This is a genomic window from Kitasatospora xanthocidica (assembly GCF_014656195.1).
Taxonomy (GTDB): domain Bacteria; phylum Actinomycetota; class Actinomycetes; order Streptomycetales; family Streptomycetaceae; genus Kitasatospora; species Kitasatospora xanthocidica.
Genome location: NZ_BNBY01000050.1, coordinates 1 through 18,990, shown reverse-complemented (window position 1 = coordinate 18,990; position 18,990 = coordinate 1). Strand labels below are relative to the sequence as shown.

Sequence of the window (18,990 nt, the reverse complement as noted above, 5' to 3'; positions counted from 1 at the left end):
CACGAGATCATCGAGGGAGTCATCACTCCCGACTCACGGTCATGGGCGCACGAGTCCGCCGCCGAGGTGTAGGACCTAGACCCGGGCGGTGTCCTTCGGGCGGGCGTGGGCCGGGAGGCCGTTGGCGAGGTCCTCGACCAGGAGGCGCCAGGCGATGGCGTCGGCGGCGGTGCGCAGTTGGGGGCTGCGGGGGCGGCCGGCGTCGGCGTCGAGGCGGGCGTTGAGCCAGCCGGACCAGGCGCGGCCGAGGGCCTGGACCTCGCGGGTGCCGGCCTCGGTGTGGACGAGGCGGTCGCCGTCGCGGACCAGGTAGCCCTCGGCGGCCATCCGGTCGAAGACCGGCTCCAGCACCTCGGGCGGGACCCGCTTGCGGGCGGCGATGAGGTCGAGGTCGGCGTGGCCGATGGCCTTGGTGTGCTGGGCGACCTCCATCAGCGCCCAGGCCCCGGCGAGGTCGACCCGGGTGTCGGCGCCGGAGACGATCGTCCGGACGGTGTCGAGGTCCACGCCGCGCACGATCGTGCAGACCGCGTACTCCAGGTGCGGGTCGGAGTCGCCGGTGGTCGGCTGGGCGAAGCCCTCGCCCATGTCGGTCGAGCCCGCCCGGGCGGTGTCGCGCAGCTGGACCTGCTTGAGGAAGAGCGCGACCACGAAGCCGACCGCCGCCACCGGGATCGTCCACAGGTACACGGTGTGCAGGGCGTCGGAGTACGCCCGTACGATCGGCGCGGCCTGCTCGACGGGCAGGCGGTGCAGCCCCTGCGGGCTCTCGGCGGCGCGGGCGAGCACGGCCGGGTCGGCGCCGGTGAGCCGGGCGGCGGTGGCGACGCCCTTGCCGAGTTCGGTCTTGAGGCTGTTGGCGTAGATGGTGCCGAACACGGCGGTGCCGAAGGAGCTGCCGATGGTGCGGAAGAAGGTCACCCCGGAGGTGGCGGTGCCGAGGTCCGCGTAGTCGACGGTGTTCTGGACGGCGATGGTGAGCACCTGCATGCTCAGCCCGATGCCGACGCCGAGCACGAACATGTAAAGCGAGGCCAGTGCGGTGCCGGTGCCGGGTTCGAGCCGGGAGAGCAGGTAGAGGCCGAGGGCCATCACCGCCGTGCCGGCGATCGGGAACATCCGGTACTTCCCGGTCTTGCTGACCACGTTGCCGCTGCCGACCGAGGCGATCAGCAGACCGATCACCATCGGCAGCATGCGGACGCCGGAGACCGTCGCCGAGTCGCCGTCCACGTACTGCAGGAAGGTCGGCAGGAAGGTCAGCGCGCCGAGCATCGCGAAGCCGACGATGAAGCTGAGCACCGAGCAGACCGTGAACACCGGGTTGCGGAACAGCCGCATCGGCAGCATCGGTTCGACCGCCCGGGTCTCCGCCCAGCAGAACAGGCCGAGCGCCAGCGCGCCGCCGACGAACAGGGCGATGATCACCCCGGAGCCCCACGCGTACTGGTTGCCGCCCCAACTGGTCGCCAGGATCAGCGCGCCGGCGCCGACCGAGACCAGGGCGATGCCCAGGTAGTCGACCACCGGCCGGGCCGCCGAGCGCACCGAGGGGATGGTCCGGGCGGCCGCGATCACCACCACGACCGCGATCGGCACGTTGACGTAGAACGCCCAGCGCCAGGACAGGTGGTCGGTGAACAGCCCGCCCAGCAGCGGCCCGATCACCGTGGCCACGCCGAACACCGCGCCGATCGCGCCCTGGTACTTGCCGCGCTCGCGCAGCGGGATGACGTCCGCGATCAGCGCCATCGCGGTGACCATCAGACCGCCCGCGCCGATGCCCTGCACCGCCCGCCAGGCGATCAGCAGCGTCATGTTGGTGGACAGGCCGCACAGGAACGAGCCGCCGACGAAGACGATCGCCGACACCTGGAACACCAGCTTGCGCCCGTACAGGTCGCCGAACTTGCCGGCCAGCACGGTGGCCACCGTCTCGGCCAGCAGGTAGGAGGTCACCACCCAGGACATGTGCGCGGCCCCGCCGAGGTCCGCGACGATGGTGGGCAGCGCGGTGCCGACGATGGTCTGGTCGAGGGCGGCCAGCAGCATGCCGAGCACGATCGTGCCGAAGACGACGTTCCGCTGCCGGACGTCCAGCACCGGTGGGGCGGACGGCGGGTTCTCGGTGGCGACGGTCATGCCGTCAGCCTCTGGCGTGCGGGCGCCGATCGCGATCCGGTTCGGCTGATCGGGTGAGGGCGCGCCGGGAGACCGTACGGGGCCGGGCGCGGGGCCTTGTGCGGTGCCGTGGTCAGGGCCTTGGCCGGTTAAGGCCCGGGTGGCGGCGCCCGGTGGCGCGGGCGACGATGAGCCGAGCGGAGCCGGCCGACGATCGGCCGGGCAGCAGGCCGCCCCGGACTCCGGGAAGAGGCTCCGATGACCGCCCGTACCCCGCGCAGCACCGCGCAGCCAGGCCCGCCCGGCCCGCCGGGCCCGCCCGGCGCCACCGCCGCGGGCGGGCGGGCCGCCGCGCGGCGGTGGCAGGCGCTCGCGGTCTGCCTGGTGGCCGGGTTCATGACCTTGCTGGACGTCAGCATCGTCAACGTCGCCCTGCCGACCGTCCGGGCCGGGCTGCATATGTCGGAGAGCGGCCTGCAGTGGGTGCTCAGCGGCTACGCGCTGGCCTTCGGCCTGGTGCTCGTCCCGGCCGGGCGGCTCGGTGACGCGCGCAGCCGGCGGGCCGTCTTCCTGACCGGGCTCGCCCTGTTCACCGCGGCCAGCGCGCTGGCCGGCGCGGCACGCAACCAGGAGTGGCTGGTGCTGGCCCGGCTGTTCCAGGGCGCGGCGGGCGGCGTGCTGGTGCCGCAGGTGTCCGGCTTCATCCAGACCCTCTTCCAGGGTGCCGAGCGCGGCCGGGCCTTCGGCGCGCTCGGAGCCACCATCGGGCTGTCCACCGCCGTCGGACCGCTGCTCGGCGGCCTGCTGATCCACCTGTTCGGCCCGCAGGACGGCTGGCGCTGGGTGTTCCTGGTCAACCTGCCGATCGGCGTCGCCGCCCTGCCGGTCGCCTACCGGCTGCTCCCGCCGCCCCCGCCCGCCACCGAGCGGGCCGGGCACCGGGACTTCGACCCGGTCGGGGTGGTGCTGCTCGGCGCCGGCACGGTCTCCCTGCTGCTGCCGTTCGTCCAGGAGCAGCAGTGGCACAGCGCGTCCCGCTGGCTGCTGCTGCCGGTGGCGGCGGTGCTGCTGGCCGCCTTCGTCGGCTGGGAGGCGGCCTACGGGCGGCGGCACGAACCGCTGGTGAGCATGGCGCTGTTCAGGGTGCGCCCGTACGCGGCCGGGGTGCTGCTGTCGCTGGTGTACTTCGCCGGGTTCACCGCGATCTTCTTCATCTTCACGCTGTACCTCCAGGCGGGCCTGCACTACTCGGCGCTGACGGCGGGCCTGGCGATCACCCCGTTCGCGGTCGGCTCGGGGGTGGCCGCGGCGGTGGGCGGCCGGCTGGTGAGCCGGCTCGGGCGACGGCTGGTGGTGGCCGGGCTGCTGCTGGTGCTGGGCGGCCTGCTGGCCGCGGCGCTCGCGGTGCAGCTGTGGTCCGGGCCGCGGGTGGGCTGGACGACCGCGCTGCCGCTGCTGGTCGCCGGGGTCGGCAGCGGGCTGGTGATCGCCCCGAACCAGACGCTGACCCTCCAGCGGGTGCCGGTCGCCCGGGCGGGCAGCGCGGGCGGCGTCCTGCAGACCGCGCAGCGGGTCGGCTCGGCGGTCGGCATCGCGGTCGTCGGCTCGGTGTTCTTCGCGCACGCCCGCGGCCGCCACCCGGACTGGGCGACGGCCTTCCAACTGGGCGTGACGGTCGCGGCGGGCCTGGTCCTGGTGGCGCTGCTGGTGGCGGTGACCGACGACTGGGTGGGACGGCGTGCGTAGGGCGGGCCTTCGAGCGGCCCTGGGGCCCGTCTTCGAACTCCCGCCTGTGGACCGGCTTCCGGGCTGGACGGCTGAGGTAGGAGGCGGATCGTGACGGGTGTCCGGGTGGGTTTCCTCGCGGCGGCCGGGGCCGCCGAGCGGTTGCCGCGCCGCCCCGAGGTGGCGGCGGCCTGGCGGTCAGCGTCGGCGTTCCGACCCCCGAACTCCCGCCGGAGGCCGCCGACTTCGTGGTGGGCCTGCCGGCCCGGCCGGCCGTCCGCCGGCACGGGTGGGTGGACGTGGTGCGGGCGCTCAGCCGGGCGGAGCGGGCGCCGGGGCGCGTCGCGGCGTTCTGAGTGCCCGCCGGGCGTGTCGGCTGCCACCGGCCCTCAGTGGTCCCGGCGGTGGATGACCAGCGTCGCGACCGCCACCGAGCCGAGGGCCCAGGCCGCGAAGGTGATCCAGGAGCCGGTGACGGTCGCCGGGTACTCGGTCGGGCGCATGCCCGCCAGGGTGGTCCGGGCCAGGCGTTGAAAGGCGGGCAGCGGCAGGGCGTGCAGCAGGTCGGCGGTCCAGCGGTAGCGCTCGGTGAGGAGCGACGGGAGGAAGAACAGCACCACGACCGTACCGACGACGGCGCCCGCGCTGTGCCGGATCAGGGTGCCGAGTCCGAGCCCGACCAGCGCGCAGACCGGGCCGAACAGTACGGCCGCCGCGACGTACCGGAAGGCGGCGGGGTCGCTGAGGGACTGGCCGATGCCGACGTCGGACAGGATCGCCTGGGTGAGGCCGAAGGAGACGCCGACGGTGAGCAGGCCGTAGCCGAGCATCGCGGCGGCCAGCACGCAGGCCTTGGCCAGCAGGACGGCCCGGCGGTCCGGCACGGCCGCCAGCGTCGTGCGGATCAGTCCGGTCGCGTACTCGCCGGCGATGACGATGGCGCCGAGGCCGCCGGCGACGAGCAGCAGGATGTCGGCGGCTGCCATGTTGAAGGCGTCGTTGAGCGCCAGCTGTGCCATGACCACCGGATCGCCGTCGCCGGGCGTGTAGTGGTCGCGGGTGTACAGGGCGGACTTGAGGCCGGCGGCGATGACGGCCAGCGCGCTGAGGCCGAGCACCCAGGGGATCGAGCGCAGCGAGCGGAACTTGAGCCACTCGGCGGCGAGCAGGTCGGTGAAGCGGGCGCGGGGTTCGGTGTCGAGGGCACGCGGTCCGGTGCGGCGGACGCGGGAATCGGTGGTTGCGGTCCCGGCGGTCATCAGGGTGTTCATCGGGGCTCTCCGGCGAGGTATTCGACGCTGTCGGCGGTCAGGGTCATGAACGCCTCCTCCAGGGAGGCGCCGCGGGTGGTCAGGGCGTAGAGCAACAGGCCGTTCTCCAGCGCGAGTTCGCCGATCCGGCGGTCGTCCAGGCCGGTGACCGTGAGCGTGTCGTCCGGGCCGGCCTCCGTGAGGGAGGCCCCCGCGAGGGCGGCCTCCGGGCCCGGCCGTACGGTGGCGCCCGCGGCCGTCAGCACGGCGGCCAGCCGGTCGGGTTCGGCGGTCCGCACGGTGACGGTGGCGCGGCCCGCGCGGGCGGCGAACTCGGCCAGGCTCTCGTCGGCGATCAGTCGGCCGCGGCCGATCACGACGAGCCGGTCGGCGGTGTGCTCCATCTCGGCCATCATGTGGCTGGAGACGAACACCGTCCGGCCCTCGGCGGCGAGGCGCCGGAACAGGCCGCGCACCCAGAGCACGCCTTCCGGGTCCAGCCCGTTCAGCGGCTCGTCGAAGAGCAGGACGGGCGGGTCGCCGAGCAGGGCGCCCGCGATGCCGAGCCGCTGCTTCATGCCGAGCGAGTAGCCGCGGATCCGGCGCCCGGCGGCCTCGGCGAGCCCGACCTCCGCCAGTACCTCCTCGACCCGGGCGTCCGGGATCCGGTTGCTGCGGGCCAGCGCCCGCAGATGGGCCCGGGCGCTGCGCCCGCCGTGCACGTCGCCGGCGTCCAGCAGCGCGCCGACGTGGCGCAGGCCGCGGGGCCGGCCGCGGAACGGCCGGCCGTCGACGGTGACGGTGCCGGCGGTGGGGTCGTTGAGGCCGAGGACCATCCGCAGGGTGGTGGACTTGCCCGCGCCGTTGGGGCCGAGGAAGCCGGTGACGGTGCCCGGCCGGACGGTGAAGGTGAGGCGGTCGACGGCGGCCCGGACGGTGGTGCCGCGGCCGTAGTGCTTCGTCAGCTCGTTGACTTCGATCATGGGCACCACTTTGCCGGGGGAGTGGACCGCGGGGCATCGGACCGACGTCGACACCGCAGGTCAGCCCCGGTCGTACAACCACGGTTGGATGACGGCGTCCCGGGCTGTCGTTACGATCTTGAACCATGTTGTCGACCCCTTCCCCGCCGCCGTTCCGGCGCGTCCCGCCCGAGGCGTGGGTCGGTCTCGCCTGGTGCGTGGCCGCCGCCTATCCGGCCGTCCGCCTCGGCGCCGGCGCCGGACAGCACCACGGCGCCGCCGCGCACGGCGGCTGGGCGTTCACCCTGGCCGACACGGTGGTCGCCTTCGCGGGTGCCGCGCTGGTGCGCCGGCTGCCGGTGCTCTCGGTCGTCCTGCTGCTGATCGCCACCTGGACCGAGACCGACGGCTGGGCCGGCGGCACCCAGGTGCCGCCCGGCGCGCTGCTCGCCGTGGACGCCGCGCTCTGCCTGATCACCGCCACCCGGTCGCGCCGCACCTCGCGGGCCGCGTTCGCCGTGGTCATGGGCTTCCTGGTGCTGCACATCGGCCTGGTGCGCGGCGACACCGTCGGCATCTTCACCGGGACCCACATCGGCTCCGCCGACGGCGCCGCGCTGCTCGCGCTGGTCGCCTGGCTGGTCGGCCGCTCGGTGCGGCAGAACCGGGAGCACGCGGAGGCGTTGACCAGCCGGGCGGCCGCAGAGGCGGTCACCGCCGAACGGCTGCGGATCGCCCGCGAGATGCACGACACCGTCGCCCACGGCCTCGGCGTCGTCGCGCTGCAGGCCGGCGCCGCCCGCCGGGTCATCGACCGCCGGCCCGAGCGCGCCAAGGAGGCGCTCGGCGAGATCGAGGCCGCCGGACGGGACACCCTGGCCGCGCTGCGCCGGATGCTGGTCGTGCTGCGCCGGGCCGACGGCGAGGCCTCGGCCACCGTTCCGCAGAGCCTGGCCGACCTCGACCGGCTGGCCGGGGTGACCACGGCGGCCGGGGTGCGGGTGGAGGTCCGCCGGCACGGTGACCCACGGCCGTTGCCGCCGGAGGTCGACCTCGCGGCCTTCCGGATCATCCAGGAGTCGGTCACCAACGTGGTCCGGCACGCGGCCGCGGCCGCCTGCGTGGTCTCCGTCGACCACCGGACGGCGGGGGAGCTGTCCGTCGAGGTGACCGACCGGGGCCGGGGGTACGGCAGCGAGCCGGGCAGCGGCTTCGGGCTGGCCGGTCTGCGCGAGCGGGTCGCCCTGCTGGACGGCGAGTTCGACGCGGGGCCGCGCGCCGACGGCGGGTTCCGGGTCGCGGCGACGCTGCCGGTGCCCGCACTCGCGGCCTCGGTGACGGGGGAGGCGGGCGCATGATCCGGGTGGTGCTGGTCGACGACCAACCGCTGGTGCGGGCCGCGCTGGAGATGGTCATCACGGAGACCACGGACGTCGAGGTGGTCGGCGAGGCGGGCACCGGGGCCGACGCCGTCCGGCTGGCCGCCGAACTGCGCCCGGACGTCGTGGTGATGGACATCCGGATGCCCGGCATGGACGGCATCGAGGCCACCCGGCTGGTGACCTCCGCCGGCGGGCCGACCAGGGTGCTGGTGCTCACCACCTTCGACGAGGACGAGCACGTCTACGCGGCGCTGCACGCGGGGGCGTCCGGCTTCGTGGTCAAGGACATGGCGCTGGACGACATCCTCGGCGCGGTGCGGGTGGTCGCCGCCGGGGACGCCCTGATCGCACCGAGCGTCACCCGGCGGCTGATCGGCGCCTTCGTCGGCGGCCGGCCGCCGGGGGCGCCGGCGGGGGCACTGCCGGGGCTGTCGGGTGGGGCGGCGGCGCCGGGTGCGGCCGCGGCGGCCGAGCGGCGGCTGGACGCGATCACCGGGCGCGAGCGGGAGATCCTCACCCTGGTCGGCCGCGGGCTGTCCAACACCGAGATCGCCGCCGAACTGGTGCTCAGCATCGCCACCGTGAAGACCTACATGACCCGGCTGCTCGCCAAGCTCGACGCCCGGGACCGGGTGCAGCTGGTCATCCTGGCCTACGAGGCGGGCCTGGTCACCGTCCCCGGGTGACCGGGGCCGGGTGGTTGGGGCCCGCCTCGCTGCGGCCGCCTGCGCGGGCGGGAACGTTCAGCGCTTGATCGCCACGCCCGCGTACATCGCGATGTCCCGGTCACGGACGGGCGCCGCGTCGGCGTCCGGGTGCCAGTGGTGGACCAGCGTGACGCCCGGGTCGAGCAGCTCGTAGCCGTCGAAGAAGGCCTCCGCCTCGGCCTTGTCACGGACCTGCAGCGGGATGCCGCGCGCGTTGTACTCCCGGCCGACACCGCCCACGCCCACCGGGTCGGTGTCGCCGGTGAACACCGTCAGGGCGAGGAAGCTGCCGGGCGCCAGCGCGTCCATGAAGCGGCGCACGATGCCCTGCGGGTCGTCCTCGTCCAGCACGAAGTGGACGATCGCGATGAGCGACAGCGCCACCGGCTGCGAGAGGTCGAGCACTTCGCGCAGCCGGGGGTCGGTGATGATCGACTCCGGGTCGCGGAAGTCGGCGTCCACGTAACAGGTACGGCCCTCGGGCGTGCTGGACATCAGCGCCCGCGCGTGGGTCAGCACGATCGGGTCGTTGTCCACGTACGCGACCCGGGCCCCGGGCACGATCGCCTGGGCGATCTCGTGCACGTTCGGCGAGGTGGGGATGCCGGTGCCGATGTCCAGGAACTGCCGCACGCCGTACCGCTCGGCGAGGTGGCGCACCGAGCGCTGCATGAAGGAGCGGGTGGTGCGCATCGAGATCGGCAGCGACGGCCAGGCCCGCACCGAGGCGTGCGCGGCGGTGCGGTCCGCCTCGAAGTTGGTCTTGCCGCCGATGAGGTAGTCGTAGACCCGGGCGGAGTGCGGGACGTCCATCCGCAGGTCCACCGACGGGTAGTCCTCGTTCGGACCGCGTTCAGCCCGGACCTCGTTCGCCATGCTCGCCCTCCCGTGGGGGATCCGTCACCGGCCGCCCCGGTGGCGGTCCCTGGAGCGCATGGTAACGGGCTCCGGGGAGGGCGTGATGACGGTCCCTCAGGCTGGCTCCTCGGGTGGGCTCCTCAGGCCTGCGCCTCCGGCTGCACCGGCTCCGCCAGGGCGCCGCCCGGCTGCCGGGGCACGGCGGCCTGGTCGGGGCCGGCCCGGCGGTGCGCGGCGAGTTCGAGCGCGGCGCCGAGCCAGGCCGCACCGAAGGACCACGTCGCCAGCCACTCGCACAGGTAGAGCGGCCGTATCCGCCAGTCGGCGCCGATGCCCGTCGCCCCGGCCGCGATGGAGAGCGCGAGGGCGACCAGGATCAGCACCCCGGCCGCCAGGTAGGCCGCGCCGACCCGGGCCGGCTGGGTCGAGCGCGGATTGCGGAAGGAGTAGAGGCAGAACAGCGCCAGCATGACGAACAGCAGGCTCGCGAAGACCAGGTGAAACACCCCGATGGTGCGCTGCAGGCCGGACGCCCCCTCCGGGGACGTGGGGCACAGCGCGACCCCGACCGCGAAGAACCCGGCCGCCGTGCTCCAGCGGTCGTCCCGGCGGTCGAAGCGGTAGCAGACCAGGAACACCCCGAGCGCGCACAGGGCGCCCACGAAGACGTTCCGGGTGCCGGTGTAGTACGAGGCGCTCATCGAACCGGGCCAGAAGCCGTCCGTGCTGCGCCCCAGCAGCTCGGCGGCCAGCCAGTTGCCGAACGGCAGGGCGACCGGGAGCAGGATGCCGATCAGCCCGACGCCGAGGCGCAGGAACGTGACCGTCCGTCCGTCCTGGACGCCCCGCCGGACGTCCGGTGGGTTCTGCGCGCGTGAGTCGTGAGTCACGGACGCCTCCTTGCATGCGGTGCGGGCGCGCCGGCGCCCGCGGACTTCTCGGGCCGCGAGGGACAGGAGGGGGCGGTGTCGACGGGATCCGCCCCACCTGAGCGGCCATCAACTGGTGTACCCGCATTGGCGTTCGAAGCACCACTGAATCGAGTGGTTTGCGCTCCCGGGCCGCCGCCCGGCATCCCCCGGTGACCAGCGGCGATGACCTGATCCCCTCCGACCGGCGGTCTGTCCCGATAGCCCGGGAAGTCTCCGGCCGCCCGGCGCGGCCGGTCTACGACGGCCGGTCTACGACGGCCGGTCTACGACGGCCGGTCTACGACGGCCGGTCTACGACGGCTGGTCCGCCGCCCGGCCCGTCGGCCGACCGCCGCGTGCGATCACCGCGTTGAGCAGGGCCGCCCCGCGCTCGGCGTCGTCGACGCTGACCGCGAAGTCGGTGCCGCGGCGGGTGCGGACCACCAGGCACTCGCCGCCGCGCAGCATCACCGTGGTGCCGAGCCGGTTGACCCGGTAGCCCCAGCCGCCCGCCTGGGCGGCGGTGCGCGCCTCGGCGCGGGCCGAGACGAGCTCCTCGGGGGACCAGCGGCGGGCGGGTCGGCCGAACGGGCCGAAGCCGACGGTCAGGCCCCGGGCGGTCACCCGGGCCTGCACCGAGGAGCAGACGAGGACGGCCAGGGCGGGGAGCGTGAAGGACAGCGCGACCGACCAGTCCAGTCCGGTCAGCCCGCTCGCCGCCACCAGCACACCGGCCACCGCCACCAGGCCGAGCACGGCGGCGAGCAGTTGCAGCCACGGGTTGACGGCCCGCGAGAGCCAGACGAAACGTTCCCCCTCCGGCACGTCCAGCGCCGGGGTGCCGGCCGTCGGGTGCTCCTCGGGCCGGCCGTCGGCCGCCCGGCCCGTGCCCCGGCCCGCCAGCCAGGCCAGCGCCCCGGCGACGGCCGTGGCCGCCAGCACCAGGACCACCTCGACGCCCATCGGCGCGGCGTCCTGCCACCGGGCGCGGTCCAGGTTGGCGTGCACGACGGCGGTCTGCGCCCCCGTCAGCAGCACCCCGCCGGAGGCCAGTGCCGCCGCCCCGCAACCGGGCGCCTGCTCGGCGCAGTACCGCTGCAGCAGCGCGGCGACCGCCACCAGGACCAGCCAGACCAGCGCCGGGAACAGCGCCGCCCAGGTCAGCGACATCGAGCCGTCCGGGTCCCGGCCGCCCCAGTGGGTGGCCAGCGGGTCCGGCAGCCGGTGGCGCGCCGCCAGCGGCAGCGCGATCAGCAGCGCCAGGACCCCGAGCGACCAGGCCGCAGCGCCCCACCGGGCTCCCCGGCCCGCCGGGCGTCCCTTCCCGCGTGCTTCCTCCGTCACGACATCCCCCTGATCATGTCCACGAGATCATTCCTGCTGTAGCCGGCCCTGGCCGCGTCGGCGACCAACTGCCGTACCCGTTCGGTGAGTTCGGATCGGGTGTCGGCGCCCGTCGCGATCGTGATGCCCCGGCCCCGGCGGAACTCCAGCACCCCCTCGTCGCGCAGCGTCCGCAGCCCGCGCAGCACGGTGTTGGCGTTCACCCCCAGCGCCCGGGACAGCTCCCGGGCCGGCGGCAGCTTGTCCCCGGGGGCGCACTCGCCCTCGGCGACGGCCCGTCTGATCGCCCCGGCGACCTGCTCGTGCAGCGGTCGGGTGTCCCCGACGTCCAGCTTCAGCAACATGGTGCTACTGACGATAGCACCATTCATGTCTCCTGCCAGGTGCGCCCGGGTCCGACGGGCGCCCGGGGCGGGTTCCCGTATGGAGTGCGTCGGGATCGCCGCCCGGCGCGTCAGGGAGGCGTCAAGGAGTGGAGGTGGGCGGCCCGGGCGGCGGTTGGGTGGGAGACGTCGGGACACCACGGAGCGAGGACGGACCATGCACGGCAGCGAGCGGCACGAGAGCGGCGCGGCACCCCAGGTGGTGGCACCCCGGGTGGTGGTCGGGGTCAGCGGGTCGCTGGGAAGCCTGGCGGCGCTGCACCGGGGGGTGACCGAGGCGCGGGAACGGGGCGCGGAGCTGCTGCCCGTCCTGGCCTGGGAGCCGCCCGGCGGGGAGCTCGGCTACCGGCGCTCGCCCTGCCCGCCGCTGCTCGCCGCCGTCCGGGAGAAGGCCGAGCAGCGCCTGCACGCGGCCCTCGACGCGGCCTTCGGCGGCGCCGACCCCGGCGTGCCGCTGCGCCCGGTGGTCATCCGCGGCGAGACCGGCCCGGCGCTGGTCGACGTCGCCGACCGCCCCGGCGACCTGCTGGTCCTCGGCCGGAGCGGCGGCCCGCTGCGCCGCCGGCTGCGGCGCCCGGTGTCCGGCTACTGCGCGCGGCGGGCCGGCTGCCCGGTGCTGACCGTCCCGGTGCCGGCGCTCCTCGGCGAGCTGCACGAACTGGAGGCGCTGCACCGCCGTGCCCGCTGGCACCTGCCGGTCCGGCCGCTGTCCGAACTCCTCCCGGCGAAGGGGTAGTCGGCGGTGCGGATGTACGCGGCCCGCCCGGGCGCCACCCGGTACCACCCCGTTCGCAAACGGCCGACGGCCGGCACCTCGGCCACGGTGGCCCTGCTCGCGGGCGGCGCGACGGCGCTCGGCCTCGGCGCGCTCGGCGAACTGCACTCCGGCCCGCTCGCCCTGACCGCCTACGCGGTGCTCTGCGCCCTGGTCGGCGGCCGCTCCAGGCCGGGCGCCGCACCGCTGGTCGGCCTGGCCGCCTGGCTCTGCTGCAACGCCTTCGCCGAGCACCGGCACGCCGAACTCGGCTGGTCCGGCCCCTGGCCGGAGGCCGCCCACTACGCGGTGTTCACCGCCGCCGCCCTGCTGGCCGCCCTGCCCACCGCCCTGCCGCGCCGCACCATCCGCGTCTCCCTCCTGCACCCCGACCCTCGCTGAGGCCCCCCGAGCGGCCCGCCGCCGGCCACCACGCCGACGGCGGGCCCCACCGAACCCCCCTGGCTCCGGCCGGTACTCCGGAGTCACGGCGAACCGGTGGAATCGGGTGACGGACCGCGCGGAGCGGCCACGGGTTCGGACAACGGGGGCCACCTGGAACCACCGGCCCCCACCGCGACCCGCCCCGCGCGGTCCGCCATCCGGCTGCGTGAAGGTGGCGGTCACGGCCGCGCCGACGGACTCACCCGCCACCCCGCCACCCCGCCACCCCGCCGTCGCGCCGGATGTGAGGAGCGACAGGATGCGCGCATGCGGACAACCGGAACGCCCAGGACGGCGACCCTCGGTGACGCGGCGTCGATCAGCCGCTCGCTGGCCCCCGCCTTCGACGACGACCCGATGATGTGCTGGTTCTTCCCCGACGAGGCCTCGCGTCGGGCCTTGCTGGGCAGGTACTTCGCCACCCTCTTCACCTGCCAGTACGTCCACGCCGCCGTGTGCGAGCGCACCGCGAACGCGGCCGCCTTCTGGGTGCCGCCGGAGGCCCGGGCCAAGGCCGTCCCGGACGCCGCGACCGTACGGGAGCTGACCGAGCTCCTGGGCGACCGCGCCGAGCTGTTCGGCCGCACCGTCGAGGAGGTCGGCCGGCACGCCGCGCGGGAGCCGCACTGGTACCTGGCGCTGATCGGTGCCGACCCCGCCGCGCAGGGCCAGGGGCAGGGTGCCGCGCTGCTGCGCTGCTGCGCTCCGGGCTGGCCCAGGCCGACGCCGCCGGACTGCCCGTCCACCTGGAGTCCTCGAAGGCCGCCAACCTCGGCCTGTACGAGCACTTCGGCTTCACCGTGCGCGAGGAGCTGACGCTCCCGGACGGCGGCCCGACGCTGTGGGCGATGCGGCGCGAGCCGCACCCAGTCCGGGCGAGCCGGATGGACGGTAACGGCTAGTCGTCCGAGCGGAGTTCGGCCGGGACGGCGATGACGTCGACCAGGGCCTGGCCGCGCAGCACCGTGAGGGACAGCGGGCGGCCGATCGCGTCGGCCAGCATCAGGTGCTGCAGGGAGCGGGCGCTGCTCATCGGTTCTCCGGCGGCGGTGAGCAGCAGGTCGCCCTCGTGCAGGCCGGCGCGGTCGGCGGGGGCGCCGGGGACCACCTCGACGATCCGCAGGCCGGTGGGCTGCCCGGTGCGCTCGCGCAGGGCAGGCGGTAGCGGGGCGGGCAGTCCGGCGAGGCCCAGGTAGGCGCGGCGGATGCGGCCGTCGGTGAGCAGGGTGGCGATGATCTGCCGGCTGGTGGCGTCGATCGGGACGGCCAGGCCGAGCCCGTTCCCGGCCACCGCCGTGGTGATGCCGACGACCTCGCCGCTCGCGGTGGTCAGCGCGCCGCCGGAGTTGCCGGGGTTGAGGGCCGCGTCGGTCTGGATGACGTTGTCGATGACGCGCACGGCGCTGCCGGAGTGGGCGGGGAGCGAGCGGCCGAGGGCGCTGACCACGCCCGCCGTGACCGTGCCGGCCAGCCCGAGCGGGTTGCCGACGGCGACGACCAGCTGCCCGACCCGCAGGGCGGTGGCCTCGCCGAGCCGCACCGGGGTGGGGGTCGGGCCGTCGGCGCGCAGCACGGCCAGGTCGGAGAGCGGGTCCGCGCCGATGGTGTGGAAGGGGGAGGTGGTGCCGTCGGCGAAGGCCAGCGTCCCGGCGTCGGCGTGGCCGACGACGTGGGCGTTGGTGAGCAGGAAGCCGTCCTCGGTGAAGACCACCGCCGAGCCGAGCGCGGTGCTGAACCAGCCGCCCCGCCCGCGCCGGGGCACCTGGAGCGCGGCGACGCGCGGGGTCACGGTGGCGGACACGGTCGTGACGATCCGCGAGTAGGCGTCAAGCGCGTCGGCTGCCGTGTCCGCGGCCCCGTCCACGGGGTCGAAGGTGTCGTCGTCCGGGGCGTGTTCGGGCCCGGGGAGGGTGTCGGCCACGGTGCTCACCCCTTTCGCCGGCGCGGGTTCTCCCGGTGCCAACAACGGTCGGGCGCCGAAGCTTCCGCCGCTGGCCGCTGGCCGCTGACGCCGTCTTGACGGACGGGTGACTATAAAGAAATGGCAAAGCAGGCACATTGTGTGAGTAAAGCCACCGAAGTGGGAGGGTCTGATGGAGACCACGCTGGACGCGGACTGGCGCACGCTCGGCACCACGGGCGGCGGTCGGCTCGGGACGGAGCACCTGCTGGCCGCGGTGGTGGGCTCGACCGGCCCGGCCGGTGCGGCCCTCGCCGCCGCCGGGGCCACCGAGAGCCAGCTGCGCGCCCTGCTGCGCGACCGCGACCGCGACCACGGCCGTGAGGGCGACCGCGACGGCGACCGCGACGGCGAGGCTGACTGCAACGGCGACGGCGGCCGCGGTGCGGGCTGGGACGCGGACGACGAGGCCGACGCCGGTGTGCCCGCCCGGGAGGTGCTCGGCTCGACCAGGGCCCCGGACCTCGTGCTGACCGGCGCCTCCGCCCGCGCGCTGTCCGCCGCGGTGGCGGAGGTCCGGCGAGGTGGCGGGCACCGGCTCACCGCGGAGCACGTCCTGCGTGCCCTGCTCGCCGAGGACCGCACCCGGGCCGCCGAACTGCTGCGCGCGGCGGGCGTCGCACCGCAGGCCGTGCGGGAGCGTCTGGACGGCCCGTCCGCCGTGCTGGACCCGCTGCTGATCCCCACCCGGGACGCGCTGCTCGGCCGCCGTTCGCGCCGACTCCCGCGCTGGAGGCGGGTGTTGACGCCGGGCGCGGCCGGACCTGCGGCCCCGGCAGCGGACTGGATCCGGTGGGAGACGGACCAGCAGGCCCAGCGCCTCGGCCGCCGTACGCCCGGCACCGAGCACGTCCTGCTCGCCGTGCTGGCCGTGCACGAGGTGCTGGCCCACCGGCCGCAGCCGGACGTGGACGACACCGGCGGTGAACTCCTGGCCTGGCTCGGCCTCGACTACGTCCGGGTGCACGGGGCCCTCTCGGCCGGGACGGTGGCGCTGCCGGCGGACCCGCGCTCCGTCGAGGCCTACCTGGCCGGCGCGGCCCCCGGCCCGCTGGTGCGGGTGCTGCTCGACGAGCCCACCCGTGCCCGGCGGCTGGTCGAGGCCCTGCGCGCGGAGCAGGACGCTCCGGGGGAGGCGGGAGAGGCGGGGGAGGCAGGAGAAGCAGGACAGACAGGGGAGGCAGGAGAGGGCTGAGGCGTACCACGCCGCGAGCGTGAACATGGGGGCTCGCGGAGCGGAAGATACGTGCTCGTCCCCCATGAACCCCCGGTTCGGCGGCGGCAAGATCGGCGCTGCGGTCGGACGCCGGCCGGCTCCAGCAGTGTCCGGAGAACGGGGGAAGAGCGATGGCGCACGGGTACACGACGGGCCGGGACTCGGCGGATCCGTACGCCGGGTTCTTTCCCGACCTGATCGAGGCGGTGCTCCGCAGGCAGGGTGCGCGGGACTGGTCCGTCACCCCGGAGGACTTCTGGTGCCGCGTCCGCCCGGGCAACGCCGACCCGGTCCGGCGGCAGGGCTGGAAGCTGCACGTGTCGGCGACCCCGCTCTCCGCCCCGATGGTGCTGACCCGGGCCGCCGAGGTGCTCGTCGCCGCCCGGGCCCCGTTCAAGTGCGCCGGTACGCCCGGCCGCCTGGCGGAGCTGGTCTCGGCCCGCCACGACCGGGGAGGCGGCGGAAAGTTCATCACCGTCTACCCGGACGACGACGACCACTTCCGGCGGCTGGCCGAGGAGTTGCACCGGGCCACCGCGTACCTGCCGGGGCCGGGCATCCTCTCCGACCGTGCGTACCGGCCGGGCAGTCTGGTGCACTACCGCTACGGCGCCTTCCGGGGCTTCCCCCGGCTCACCAACGACGGCTCGCCCGAGCCGATGCTGCGGACACCCGACGGGGGCTTCGTCCGGGACCGGCGGCAGGCCGGATTCAGCCCGCCGCCCTGGGCCGTCTCCCCGCTGCCGCCGCCCGAGGACCCCCCGCCCGCCCCCGGGACGAGCGTCCTGCTGAACGGCCGCTACGTCGTGCACAAGGCCGTCCGGCACGCGTACAAGGGCGGCGTCTTCCTCGGCACCGACCGGCGGACCGGGCAGGAGGTCGTCATCAAGGAGGCCCGCCGACACGTCGGGGCCACCCTGGAGGGCTCCGACGCGGGCGACCGGCTCGGCCACGAGGCGGAGATGCACGCGCTGCTCGCGCCGCTCGGCCTGTGTCCGCAGGTCGTGGGCGTCTTCGGCCAGGGCGGCAACCGGTACCTCGCCGAGGAGCGCATCGCCGGGCAGACGCTGCGCTCCTGGATGTCCGAGCGGCTCCGCCCCGACCGGGCGTCGGTGCTGGACCTGGCCGGGCAGCTGGTGACCGTCGTCGGGGCCGTCCACGGACTCGGCCTGGTCCTGCGGGACCTCAACCCCAACAATCTGATGGTCACTCCGGACGGCGAGGTCCGCCTGATCGACCTCGAAGCCCTCGCCCGCCCCGGCGACCACGTCCTGCGGCTCCACACCCCGGGCTACGGCGCCCCCGAGGTGGTCGACGGCGCCCCGATCGGCCCGGCCCCCGACCTGACGTCCGACCTCTACAGCCTCGGTGCCGTGCTGTTCCACCTGCTGACCGGCACCGACCCCGTGCTCGCCCCGGACCGCGGGACGGTGCGCGGCCGTCACGACCGCCTCGCCGTCCTGCTGGCCGCCGCCCTCGCCGACCGCCCCGAGCTCACCGCCTTCCAGCCGCTCGTGCTGGCGCTCATGGCGGAGGACCGCGACGACCGGTGGAGCCTGCGCACGGTCCGCGAGGCGCTGACCGGGCTCCACGTGGACGTACCCTCCGCCGGCGCCGGGAGCGCCTGGGACGGCGGGAGTGCCCGGGACGGCGGGAGCACCTGGGAAAGCGGGGCCGTCCTCGACAACCCGGCCGTCCTCGACGGCCCGACCGCGGAGCGGCTGCTCTCCGACGGGCTGACCCACCTGATGGACACCATGACCCCGCAGGACCCGGTACGGCTCTGGCCCGCCGACGCCTCCGGCGAGCGGACCGATCCGCTGAACGTGCAGCACGGCGCGGCCGGCGTCCTGTCCGTCCTCACCGCGGCCGCCGCACACCGGACGGACCCGCGGTTGCGCGCCACGGTCGCCGAGGCCGCGGCGTGGATCGCGGCCCGGGCCGAGGTCGGTGGGCAGCAGCTGCCCGGGCTGCACTTCGGGCGCTCCGGCACCGCCTGGGCACTGCTGGACGCCGCCCGGCTGCTCGACGACGACGGCCTCGCCGGGCACGCGGCCCGCCTCGCCCGCGAGGTGCCGGTGCGCTGGCCCAACCCCGACGTGTGCCACGGCGTGGCCGGCGCCGGTCTGACCCAGCTCCACTTCTGGCGGACCACCGGCGAGGAGGGGTTCCGGCAGCGCGCGGTGACCGCCGCCGAACACCTGCTGACCGTCGCCGCGAAGGGCCGGTCCGGCGTGGTGTGGCCCGTCCCGGCCGACTTCGACTCCGAGCTCGCCGGCATCACCCATCTCGGCTTCGCCCACGGCGTCGCCGGTGTCGGCACCTTCCTGCTGCTCGCCGGGCTCGCCGCGGAGCGGGACGACCTCGTCCACGCCGCCCGGGCGGCCGCCGAGACCCTGCTCGCCACCGTACGCGTCCGGGACGGCGGCGCGGGCTGGCCCGTCGAGGACAAGGCGGCCGACACCCCCGTCCACGCGCCCCACTGGTGCAGCGGCGCCTCCGGCATCGGCACCTTCCTGATCCGCCTCTGGCAGGCCACCGGCGATCCCCGCTACCGCGAGAGCGCCGAACAGGCCGGGACCGAGGTGTACCGGTGGCGCTGGCGGAGCTCGCCCACGGCCTGCCACGGCCTCGCGGGCAACGCCGAGTACCTGCTCGACCTCGCCGAGGCCCTGGACGACCCCGCCCACCGGCGCCGCGCCGAGGAACTCCTCGCCTGCGCCCACGCACGTCACGTCGCCCACGACGGACTGCTCCTGATCCCCGACGACACCCTGACCGGGGTGGGCGTCGGTTACAACACCGGACTCGGCGGGTCGCTCGGCCTGCTGGTCCGGCTCCGCCACGGCGGGCCGCGCCTGTGGCTGCCCGCCCCCGACCCGACCGGAAGGAGGTGACCACCGTGACCGAGGACGTCAACGCCCTGCAGCTGCTGGACAGCGAGGAGCAGACCACCACGGACTACGGGTGCTA

15 protein-coding genes and 1 pseudogene are annotated in these 18,990 nt (G+C 75.4%); 8 read left to right on the top strand and 8 right to left on the bottom strand.

Annotated features, from left to right (window positions below; all coding sequences use genetic code 11):
* Nucleotides 1-75 precede the first annotated feature (75 nt).
* A complete protein-coding gene (locus tag IE332_RS39155) occupies nucleotides 76-2,142 on the bottom strand; it encodes an MDR family MFS transporter (protein WP_189926360.1) in 2,067 nt (688 codons plus the stop codon).
* A gap of 237 nt (nucleotides 2,143-2,379) precedes the next feature.
* Here IE332_RS39155 and IE332_RS39150 point away from each other — a divergent pair, with 237 nt between their 5' ends.
* A complete protein-coding gene (locus IE332_RS39150) occupies nucleotides 2,380-3,867 on the top strand; it encodes an MFS transporter (RefSeq protein WP_189926358.1) in 1,488 nt (495 codons plus the stop codon).
* A gap of 368 nt (nucleotides 3,868-4,235) precedes the next feature.
* On the opposite strand, the gene IE332_RS39145 is transcribed toward IE332_RS39150, so the two are convergent.
* Nucleotides 4,236-5,117, bottom strand: a complete 882-nt coding sequence (locus IE332_RS39145) for an ABC transporter permease (protein WP_268256668.1) — start codon at nucleotides 5,115-5,117, stop codon at nucleotides 4,236-4,238.
* The gene (locus IE332_RS39140) at nucleotides 5,114-6,079 is read right to left on the bottom strand and encodes an ABC transporter ATP-binding protein (RefSeq protein ID WP_189926356.1); all 966 of its coding nucleotides are present in this window, start codon (nucleotides 6,077-6,079) and stop codon (nucleotides 5,114-5,116) included. Before IE332_RS39140 ends, IE332_RS39145 begins: the two co-directional genes overlap by 4 nt.
* Before the next feature lie 125 nt (nucleotides 6,080-6,204).
* On the opposite strand from IE332_RS39140, the gene IE332_RS39135 reads away from it, so the two are divergent.
* Both IE332_RS39135 and IE332_RS39130 read left to right on the top strand, forming a co-directional pair.
* On the top strand, nucleotides 6,205-7,416 hold the full coding sequence (locus IE332_RS39135) for a sensor histidine kinase (protein ID WP_189926346.1): 1,212 nt from the start codon (nucleotides 6,205-6,207) through the stop codon (nucleotides 7,414-7,416).
* Nucleotides 7,413-8,126, top strand: a complete 714-nt coding sequence (locus IE332_RS39130) for a response regulator (RefSeq protein ID WP_189926344.1) — start codon at nucleotides 7,413-7,415, stop codon at nucleotides 8,124-8,126. The genes IE332_RS39135 and IE332_RS39130 overlap by 4 nt, the downstream gene beginning before the upstream one ends.
* A 57-nt stretch (nucleotides 8,127-8,183) precedes the next feature.
* On the opposite strand, the gene IE332_RS39125 is transcribed toward IE332_RS39130, so the two are convergent.
* From IE332_RS39125 to IE332_RS39110, 4 genes are all read right to left on the bottom strand, one after another.
* Nucleotides 8,184-9,023: an SAM-dependent methyltransferase gene (locus IE332_RS39125; protein WP_189926342.1), complete on the bottom strand. Its 840-nt coding sequence runs from the start codon at nucleotides 9,021-9,023 to the stop codon at nucleotides 8,184-8,186.
* Between the two features lie 122 nt (nucleotides 9,024-9,145).
* Nucleotides 9,146-9,895: a hypothetical protein gene (locus IE332_RS39120; protein ID WP_189926339.1), complete on the bottom strand. Its 750-nt coding sequence runs from the start codon at nucleotides 9,893-9,895 to the stop codon at nucleotides 9,146-9,148.
* A 333-nt stretch (nucleotides 9,896-10,228) separates the two neighbouring features.
* Nucleotides 10,229-11,260, bottom strand: a complete 1,032-nt coding sequence (locus tag IE332_RS39115; RefSeq protein ID WP_229929282.1) for a DUF1648 domain-containing protein — start codon at nucleotides 11,258-11,260, stop codon at nucleotides 10,229-10,231.
* Entirely contained in the window at nucleotides 11,257-11,604 is a 348-nt protein-coding gene (locus tag IE332_RS39110) for a GntR family transcriptional regulator (protein WP_189926337.1), read from the bottom strand. Before IE332_RS39110 ends, IE332_RS39115 begins: the two co-directional genes overlap by 4 nt.
* 196 nt (nucleotides 11,605-11,800) lie before the next feature.
* On the opposite strand from IE332_RS39110, the gene IE332_RS39105 reads away from it, so the two are divergent.
* From IE332_RS39105 to IE332_RS39095, 3 genes and pseudogenes are all read left to right on the top strand, one after another.
* Nucleotides 11,801-12,379, top strand: coding sequence for a universal stress protein (locus IE332_RS39105; RefSeq protein WP_189926335.1), 579 nt, complete (start codon nucleotides 11,801-11,803; stop codon nucleotides 12,377-12,379).
* A gap of 6 nt (nucleotides 12,380-12,385) precedes the next feature.
* Complete coding sequence (locus tag IE332_RS39100) at nucleotides 12,386-12,799, top strand: hypothetical protein (protein ID WP_189926333.1); 414 nt, start codon at nucleotides 12,386-12,388, stop codon at nucleotides 12,797-12,799.
* 309 nt (nucleotides 12,800-13,108) lie between these two features.
* A pseudogene (locus IE332_RS39095) lies at nucleotides 13,109-13,743 on the top strand (GNAT family N-acetyltransferase).
* On the opposite strand, the gene IE332_RS39090 reads toward IE332_RS39095, so the two are convergent.
* Nucleotides 13,740-14,762 (bottom strand): S1C family serine protease, encoded by a 1,023-nt coding sequence (locus IE332_RS39090; protein ID WP_229929281.1) that lies wholly within the window; start codon nucleotides 14,760-14,762, stop codon nucleotides 13,740-13,742. The pseudogene IE332_RS39095 and the gene IE332_RS39090 sit on opposite strands and share 4 nt — an antisense overlap.
* 172 nt (nucleotides 14,763-14,934) lie before the next feature.
* Between IE332_RS39090 and IE332_RS39085 the strand changes: the two genes are divergently transcribed.
* Nucleotides 14,935-15,996: a Clp protease N-terminal domain-containing protein gene (locus IE332_RS39085; RefSeq protein ID WP_189926329.1), complete on the top strand. Its 1,062-nt coding sequence runs from the start codon at nucleotides 14,935-14,937 to the stop codon at nucleotides 15,994-15,996.
* Between the two features lie 152 nt (nucleotides 15,997-16,148).
* Nucleotides 16,149-18,914: a class IV lanthionine synthetase LanL gene (gene lanL, locus IE332_RS39080; protein WP_189926327.1), complete on the top strand. Its 2,766-nt coding sequence runs from the start codon at nucleotides 16,149-16,151 to the stop codon at nucleotides 18,912-18,914.
* Nucleotides 18,915-18,990: the final 76 nt, after the last annotated feature.

What these genes read in the sequence shown, in the direction of transcription:
- IE332_RS39135 (WP_189926346.1), top strand. Translation starts at nt 6,205, where the DNA reads ATGTTGTCGACCCCTTCCCCGCCGCCGTTCCGGCGCGTCCCGCCCGAG.
- IE332_RS39140 (WP_189926356.1), bottom strand. Translation starts at nt 6,079, where the DNA reads ATGATCGAAGTCAACGAGCTGACGAAGCACTACGGCCGCGGCACCACC.
- IE332_RS39085 (WP_189926329.1), top strand. Translation starts at nt 14,935, where the DNA reads ATGGAGACCACGCTGGACGCGGACTGGCGCACGCTCGGCACCACGGGC.
- IE332_RS39150 (WP_189926358.1), top strand. Translation starts at nt 2,380, where the DNA reads ATGACCGCCCGTACCCCGCGCAGCACCGCGCAGCCAGGCCCGCCCGGC.
- IE332_RS39130 (WP_189926344.1), top strand. Translation starts at nt 7,413, where the DNA reads ATGATCCGGGTGGTGCTGGTCGACGACCAACCGCTGGTGCGGGCCGCG.
- IE332_RS39105 (WP_189926335.1), top strand. Translation starts at nt 11,801, where the DNA reads ATGCACGGCAGCGAGCGGCACGAGAGCGGCGCGGCACCCCAGGTGGTG.
- IE332_RS39145 (WP_268256668.1), bottom strand. Translation starts at nt 5,117, where the DNA reads ATGAACACCCTGATGACCGCCGGGACCGCAACCACCGATTCCCGCGTC.
- IE332_RS39125 (WP_189926342.1), bottom strand. Translation starts at nt 9,023, where the DNA reads ATGGCGAACGAGGTCCGGGCTGAACGCGGTCCGAACGAGGACTACCCG.
- IE332_RS39110 (WP_189926337.1), bottom strand. Translation starts at nt 11,604, where the DNA reads ATGTTGCTGAAGCTGGACGTCGGGGACACCCGACCGCTGCACGAGCAG.
- lanL (WP_189926327.1), top strand. Translation starts at nt 16,149, where the DNA reads ATGGCGCACGGGTACACGACGGGCCGGGACTCGGCGGATCCGTACGCC.
- IE332_RS39155 (WP_189926360.1), bottom strand. Translation starts at nt 2,142, where the DNA reads ATGACCGTCGCCACCGAGAACCCGCCGTCCGCCCCACCGGTGCTGGAC.